Below are 6,923 nucleotides of genomic sequence, written 5' to 3'. Positions count from 1 at the left end.
ACATTTGCTTTACATTGGGAGAAAAAAATGATAATCTGTTTGTCAAACACATGAGTAGTAACACGATTTCCCGTTGGATCGACTTTATTTATTTCAGCCGGTGATAAACCGAACAGAAACCGTGCTGGCGAATTTGTCAATGATCTGAATACAGAGGGAGAACTCCCAGATTGCCAAAAAAAAGGAAGGTGTTTTTTATTTATTTTATATTTTAGAAATTATAAAAAATAGAATTATGTGCTAAATAATCAATGAAATTAAAACAAAAAAATACCTAAACAACCAAGCAGTCAAAAAACGGAATATGTAAGGGATTTTCCTGAATCGAGGTGCATGGAAAAATGTTGTTTATTGATAATAAGGGGATTACGGATCCGAGAATTAATTTGGCAATCGAAGAGTATGCCTTAAAAAACCTCGATATTAATGAAACGTATCTATTGTTTTATATAAATGAACCTTCCATTATTATCGGAAAAAACCAGAATACTATTGAAGAAATTAATACAGAGTATGTAGAGCGGAATGGGATTCATGTCGTCAGAAGACTGTCAGGTGGCGGAGCCGTTTATCACGACTTAGGAAATTTAAACTTTAGTTTTATTACGAAAGATGATGGCGATAGTTTTCTTAACTTCCGAAAATTCACGGAACCTATTATTGAAGCGTTAAAAAAACTTGGTGTTAATGCGGAATTAAGCGGTCGTAACGATATCGTTGTGGAAGGAAGAAAAATTTCAGGGAATGCTCAGTTTTCAACAAGAGGGAGAATGTTCAGCCATGGCACGCTGTTATTCGACTCGAAAATAGAGAATATTGTTTCAGCACTTAATGTAAAAAAAGATAAGATTGAATCAAAAGGAATTAAGTCCATTCGCAGCCGGGTAGCAAATATTTCTGAATTTCTAAAAGAAAAAATGACAATAGAAGAGTTTCGTTCCGTTCTGTTGAAAAGTATTTTTGGAAAAGACAAGGAGATTCCTGAATATGTCTTGACGGAAGAGGATTGGGCTAACATTCACAAGCTTTCTATAGAACGTTATCAAAATTGGGAATGGAATTACGGAAAATCGCCTAAATTTAATTTTCAGCATTCACACCGATTCCCGGCAGGCCAAATAGATGTGAGACTCGAAGTTCAAAAGGGGATAATTAGAAATTGCAAAATTTACGGTGACTTTTTTGGAGTCGGAGACATAGGGGAAATCGAAGAAAAACTTATCGGAAAACGATATGAGAAATCTGAAATTGAAAAAGCGTTGCAAGATGTTGATATTAAGCATTATTTCGGAAATATTGAGAAAAAAGAATTTATCGATTTAATATATTGAAAGAACAAAAGGAGCAAGCGCCCTGTTTAGTCTTAACAAGCATAAGACGAATCGTGCAAGAGTCGATAGACTCCAGAATGATTGGCTAGACCAGCCGAGGTGGGCGCCGTATTAAAAAAGTGTCTATTTGCAAATATTCCTAGCAAGTAGGCAATGAAAAGCTTTGGCCTTTTCTCGGTATCAATCGAGGAAAGGCCGTTACATTTTTCTTGAATCTGTTTATCTGTTTTTATTCTTGTGATATATGATGCAGGCCTCTTTGATGAACTCTCTTTCATTATCTGGAATCATATAAATTTTGGGCTTCTCTTGATCTGGTAATGAGTTGAAGTTTTCCCAAATCTTTTTCATGCCTTCCTTAATATCCGGGTCGCCTTGTGAGCGACGATGGATCATCTCCATCAAAAATTCTGCAAGTTCCTGTGCTTCAGGGCTATCAGGACTGGCGCCTTTCTTAACAAGTTTTGTCAATGATTCTCTAAATAATCGATATTGATTGATATGTTGGTTGTAGTCTTGTTCTGTCCAACCTTTCGCAGTTAATTTTCGCAACGCTTCTTTTGAATATGATTGTTTTACCAATTCTCTCATTGTCTTTCGCTCTTTGGCAGTGAGATATGGATTTACCCACTCCGGTTTCATTTGTATCACTTGGATCGTATTTATAATGGAGTCGTAATCTATTTTATTTGACGTTAAAGCATTTTCTACGTTTTCAATTGCTTCGATTATTTTTTCGATTTGAGCAATCTTTCTTTTCATCATTGCTTTCTGTTGCGTTAATCGTTTTTAAAAATGTTTAGCATCAACTTTAAGAAAATCTTTAATTTTTTTAGAGAAAATCCAAGAAACTTTAGAGATAAAATATATTGCAGTTGAATTAGATCTTCATCTGTATAAAGTCGATGACCTGATTGATTATGCTTTGGTACCAACAAGCCTAATTTATCGTAATAGCGCAGCGTTCTAACGGAAACAGAAGCCTTCCGAGCAAACTCGGTGATACGGTAAAAATTACGATCCAAGTGGTTCCCTCCTTTCTATTTACAGGATAAAGGGTGACGTAATGTCATAGTCAAATGGTTTTTGTATAAAAGTTCTTTCCTAATTTAATAATCTGCCAGTTAGCATTAGATTCTGGACAAGAGAAAGGATTACAAGTTTTGACCCCTATCTGCTAATCAGCGAGGCGCCACGATGGTTTTTTATGCAAAACAAATGCTAGGCAGATAGAATTCATAATGAAAGAGAGACATATTATCATTTCTGCCAGAAGCGATGTAATCCGAATTGATTCCCATTTTTACAATACACAAGATGCAAGCTCACGATCGTTGTTAGGTGAAGTTGTATCTTTTGACCGTTTTGGCTGAAGCATGGTGCAAATCATGACAATGGAACGAATTTTCTGCTGTAAATTCAATATCGTAACGTTCACCCGGAACAATACTCAACGAAAATATTTACACCCCAGTCCTAAACGATGGAAGCAGACCCGCTTTTAAAAGGGATTTAAAGTTGATGTGAATACAGTTAATTTACTTTTCTTTTTTACGGGCTTGTTGTTGCACGGTACTCCTCTATCATATATGAAAGCAATCACAAACGCTGCGCGTGGTACAGCTGGCATTTTGATTCAATTTCCTTTTTATGCGGGAATTCGAGGGATGATGGAGCAATCAGGGTTAGGTGGTGTCATTACGAATGCCTTTATTTCTATTTCTAATGAGCATACTTTTCCGATTCTTGCCTTTTTAAGTTCAGGCGTAATTAACTTCTTTGTTCCGTCTGGCGGAGGGCACTGGGTTGTTCAAGGACCATTCATTATGCCTGCTGCTTCTTTAGGAGTAGATCCGGGGATTGCGGCGATGGCTATTGCTTACGGTGAGGCATGGATGAATATGGCTCAACCGTTTTGGGCACTCCCTGCTCTTGCCATTGCGGGTTTAGGAGTGAGAGATATTATGGGGTACTGTGTCACTACGCTACTGGTATCTGGAATTATTTTTATGATTGGATTGTCGTTTTTCTAGATTTCCTGCAAATCCAAAAAGTTGATACCATAACAAGTTAATAAGTGTCTATATTCGAAATAATCGTATTTAGTCCATCCCCCTCGAATGCAAAGGAGGATTTTTGCTGGAGCGTGCAAAAAAGGTATGGAGATAATGTTGAAGTGTTTTTGGAAAGGAGTGACAATATTATGATACGTTTGGATCATTTTGTCGTGCATATCGACCAAGATCAAACAAAATTAGAATCCCTGAAAGACAAAATAGCGCCAATAGGCTTTCCGTTCAATCCAACCTCCGGTAAGAGGACCAAAGGATTTCAGGTAGCAAATATTTGGATTGGAGACCGATACTTAGAGTTGATTCTGATGGTGCCGCATAGATGCGGCATGGGTGTCTCTCATGGAAGAACGAATTCACTTCCATCATCTGTGGTGAAGCTCGCTTCATGGTTGGCTAACGGGTGGCGATACTTCAATAACAGTATCGCTTTTTTGTCCAAGGCTGAAAGTACAGAGGCTTTCTCTGAACTCAGAGGGTGTTCCAAAAGTGGTTACTTTTAGAACCCCCTCATTTACATTTTAATGGACACAAACCAATATTTTCATCATCTGTGGTGCTGCACCGCGGCCTGGCTGGCTAATGGGCTTTGTTAATTTTTATTTATTCCGGCTTCAGCTGTTTTAAGCATTCGGAACATCGGGAGCATGACCAGAATGCCGATGACGAAGAGAGCGGCAGAGGCCTGATAGATCGTGAATAGGGAGAATTGTTTTTTCAACAGACCAGCCAAGCTCATCGTGATTACCATCGAACCCATGAACAGAGGGGTCAATATTCCGTTAACACGTCCTACGAACGTTTCATCGGTATTGTTCAGTATAATCGTATTAATGCCGATATGGAGAGCAGGCATGAATAAGCCGATGATAAACTCAGCCATTAAGGTAAGCCAGAACATAGTGGACCAACCCATCATAAAAATTCCTGCAGCCATGCTTCCCATCCCCAGCATCAGCAGGATGTGCGGCGCAATCCGATTGGAGAATACCATTGCCACAGCGCCACCGATAATCATGGCTGCTCCATGGGCTGTGAACAGCCATTGCAAGTAATTCTCTTCCAGACCAAGGCGCTCTGTTACCAGAAAGATGGCCAACGGGTGGATTAATCCAAGCCCTAACCCAGCAGCCATGAAACCGCCTCCCAAAGTCACAAGAATCTTGCGCGACCACACATATTGAAAGCCGAGCTTCATTTCATCCCAGAGCGATGTCTCACTTTCGTCCTTCTTCTCCATCCGGTCGGGAGGCAATAAGGTCAGTACGAGAGCAGATAATAGAAAAGCTATGCCTACTACCATCATAGAGATGTAGATACCGAATTGTTGAAAGACAAACGTGCCTAATATCGGACCGATGATCATGAAAATAGCCATCATTGTCTGGAATAATGACATACCCGCCTGCATCTGTTCTCCCGGAACGTGTACTTTGAACAACTTCATCCCCGAAGGCTGAGAGAATTGCGATAGGATCGCGGAGACGAATGTTGCGAGGAAAACAGCCTTCCATGTGCTGAACAGGAGCGCCATTAATATGACAAATATCGATATAGCGCTTAAGAAGTCGCACCAGATCATCGTTCGTTTTGGTCGCCAACGGTCTGCAAACGTACCGCCAATAAAGGAGAAGATAAAAATCGGTGCAAATTCGGCCACCGATATGAGTGAGACGGCAAGCGCATCCCCATCTGTCTTCTCCGTGACAAATAATAGAATAGCAAAGTTGCGTACCCAAATGCCAACCTGAATAAACAAACCAGCTGTCATAATCGTTTGGATGAAACGATTGCGTAATAGTGAAGCCATAGATGGATTTGAGTTGGTTGATGACATAAGAATAACCTCTTTAATCTAAAAATTGGCTGTCAACTAACTGTTAGCTTTTTGCAAGGTTTAATTGCCATGAAACACCATATTTATCTTCCACCCAACCAAACTTTTCACTAAATGGATAAGCAGCTAATGGCATTAGAATTTTGCCATCTTGCGATAACTGCTTAATCGGTATCACATGTTACAAACAGCGATATTGCAGGAGTAAAAGGGTGCTCTTGCTTGTTGCTATTATCCATAGCCATAAACGTTTGTCCTTTTAATGTGAATGTAGCATGTAATACTGTTCCATCTTCATGATGAAAAACACTATTTATTTCTGACTGGTCAAATACAGAGGTGTAAAAATTCATTGCCTCTTCAGCCTTGCCATTGAACATGAAACACGTAGTAATTTTTTGATTTGAATTTCCCACTTATAACCAGCTCCTTTTATGAACATGTAAGAACGACATTAAATTCTAGTCTCAATAAATGAGCGAATATACGTTCCTATTACTGTATTATCTGTGAGCAGACACAAATTGTCAACTGTTACAATTTTATCTTTTTAAACAGAACAGAAATATTCGCATAAGAAAGCCTTGTTTTTGGAACTACTCACTGGCCTGTTGATTTGTTATAATATTCTTAAAAATAGAGGGGTAGTGTGAAATGGAAAATATCATAAGTATGAAAAATGTGTCCTTGATAAGAGGAAATCGAGTTATTTTAAAGGATATAAATTGGGAAGTAAAAGAAAAGGAACACTGGGTCATATTAGGTTTAAACGGTTCAGGAAAAACATCCCTATTAAATATCGTAACAGGCTATCAATATCCGACAAAAGGGGAAGTTTCTGTTTTAGGACATCCATTCGGGCAAACAAACTTGCCTGAGCTGCGAAAGCAAATCGGATTTGTTAGCAGTTCTCTTGACCGGTTTAGTCAAACTTTAAAATCGGAAACGGTAGAGGATATTGTGATCAGCGGTAAATTTGCTTCGATAGGATTGTACGAAAAGGTGATCAATGAGGACCGAGAACAGGCGGAACAGCTAATGGCATCTTTTCGAATCGATCACTTAAAGGGAAAAACGTATGACACATTATCAGAAGGAGAGAAAAGAAAGGTACTTATCGGAAGAGCGTTAATGGCAAAACCGAAATTGCTTATATTAGATGAGCCGTCTATAGGATTAGACATTTTAGCAAGGGAAGAGATTTTATCATTAACGAAAGAAATTATTGCCCATCAGCAATGCCACGTACTATATGTCACTCATTATATTGAAGAAATTGTAGAAGAGATGACACACGTATTATTGTTAAAAGAGGGACAAATTGTAGCTGCAGGACCAAAAGAGGAAGTATTAACAGATGAGTTTTTATCAGAGACATTTCAATTGGCGCTGAAAGTTCATTGGGAAAATAATAGACCATGGGCTTCCATACATCAAAATATTGGTTCGACAAAATTTGCGAAGGTAGAATCAAAATAAGGAAAGGAAACTTGGTCCTCCAAGTTTCCTTTATTGCTTTATTAGAGTGGTTTTTTATTGCTGCGGGAAGGATAACGGGAAATTCTTGGCCTGCAATTGGGACCCTACCATATGTCCAATCATCTGTTCGAAGGCGTCTATCAAAGAGGAATTTACACAGTAATATGGACTTGCCCCAAAAAGCTCCATATGGAATATTATTGC

6 protein-coding genes and 2 pseudogenes are annotated in these 6,923 nt (G+C 38.8%); 4 read left to right on the top strand and 4 right to left on the bottom strand.

Annotation, left to right across the window (positions count from 1 at the left end):
- Nucleotides 1-341 precede the first annotated feature (341 nt).
- Entirely contained in the window at nucleotides 342-1,331 is a 990-nt protein-coding gene (locus GCA01S_RS18610; protein WP_017435416.1) for a lipoate--protein ligase, read from the top strand.
- 219 nt (nucleotides 1,332-1,550) lie between these two features.
- Here GCA01S_RS18610 and GCA01S_RS18605 read toward each other — a convergent pair whose 3' ends face one another.
- A complete protein-coding gene (locus tag GCA01S_RS18605) occupies nucleotides 1,551-2,093 on the bottom strand; it encodes a TipAS antibiotic-recognition domain-containing protein (RefSeq protein WP_042412395.1) in 543 nt (180 codons plus the stop codon).
- Nucleotides 2,094-2,110: 17 nt separating this feature from the next.
- Complete coding sequence (locus GCA01S_RS18600; RefSeq protein ID WP_042412393.1) at nucleotides 2,111-2,356, bottom strand: MerR family transcriptional regulator; 246 nt, start codon at nucleotides 2,354-2,356, stop codon at nucleotides 2,111-2,113.
- A gap of 492 nt (nucleotides 2,357-2,848) precedes the next feature.
- Here GCA01S_RS18600 and GCA01S_RS18595 point away from each other — a divergent pair.
- Together GCA01S_RS18595 and GCA01S_RS18590 are read left to right on the top strand one after the other, a co-directional pair.
- Nucleotides 2,849-3,364, top strand: a pseudogene (locus tag GCA01S_RS18595) (TIGR00366 family protein); the annotation flags it as partial.
- Nucleotides 3,365-3,477: 113 nt separating this feature from the next.
- On the top strand, nucleotides 3,478-3,906 hold the full coding sequence (locus GCA01S_RS18590; protein ID WP_017435413.1) for a hypothetical protein: 429 nt from the start codon (nucleotides 3,478-3,480) through the stop codon (nucleotides 3,904-3,906).
- 89 nt (nucleotides 3,907-3,995) lie between these two features.
- Here GCA01S_RS18590 and GCA01S_RS18585 read toward each other — a convergent pair whose 3' ends face one another.
- Nucleotides 3,996-5,240, bottom strand: coding sequence for an MFS transporter (locus tag GCA01S_RS18585; RefSeq protein WP_042412390.1), 1,245 nt, complete (start codon nucleotides 5,238-5,240; stop codon nucleotides 3,996-3,998).
- A 43-nt stretch (nucleotides 5,241-5,283) separates the two neighbouring features.
- A pseudogene (locus GCA01S_RS18580) lies at nucleotides 5,284-5,656 on the bottom strand (VOC family protein).
- 238 nt (nucleotides 5,657-5,894) lie between these two features.
- Here GCA01S_RS18580 and GCA01S_RS18575 point away from each other — a divergent pair.
- On the top strand, nucleotides 5,895-6,719 hold the full coding sequence (locus tag GCA01S_RS18575; protein ID WP_042412388.1) for an ABC transporter ATP-binding protein: 825 nt from the start codon (nucleotides 5,895-5,897) through the stop codon (nucleotides 6,717-6,719).
- Nucleotides 6,720-6,923 lie beyond the last annotated feature (204 nt).

The sequence above is a fragment of the Parageobacillus caldoxylosilyticus NBRC 107762 genome (assembly GCF_000632715.1).
GTDB classification, from domain to species: domain Bacteria; phylum Bacillota; class Bacilli; order Bacillales; family Anoxybacillaceae; genus Saccharococcus; species Saccharococcus caldoxylosilyticus.
The sequence above is the reverse complement of the archived record's forward strand: the minus strand, read 5'-3'. Positions and strand labels throughout refer to the sequence as shown.

Bases quoted from the DNA above. Each gene is read 5' to 3' on its own strand.
- GCA01S_RS18585 (WP_042412390.1), bottom strand. From the start codon at position 5,240: ATGTCATCAACCAACTCAAATCCATCTATGGCTTCACTATTACGCAAT.
- GCA01S_RS18575 (WP_042412388.1), top strand. From the start codon at position 5,895: ATGGAAAATATCATAAGTATGAAAAATGTGTCCTTGATAAGAGGAAAT.
- GCA01S_RS18605 (WP_042412395.1), bottom strand. From the start codon at position 2,093: ATGAAAAGAAAGATTGCTCAAATCGAAAAAATAATCGAAGCAATTGAA.
- GCA01S_RS18610 (WP_017435416.1), top strand. From the start codon at position 342: ATGTTGTTTATTGATAATAAGGGGATTACGGATCCGAGAATTAATTTG.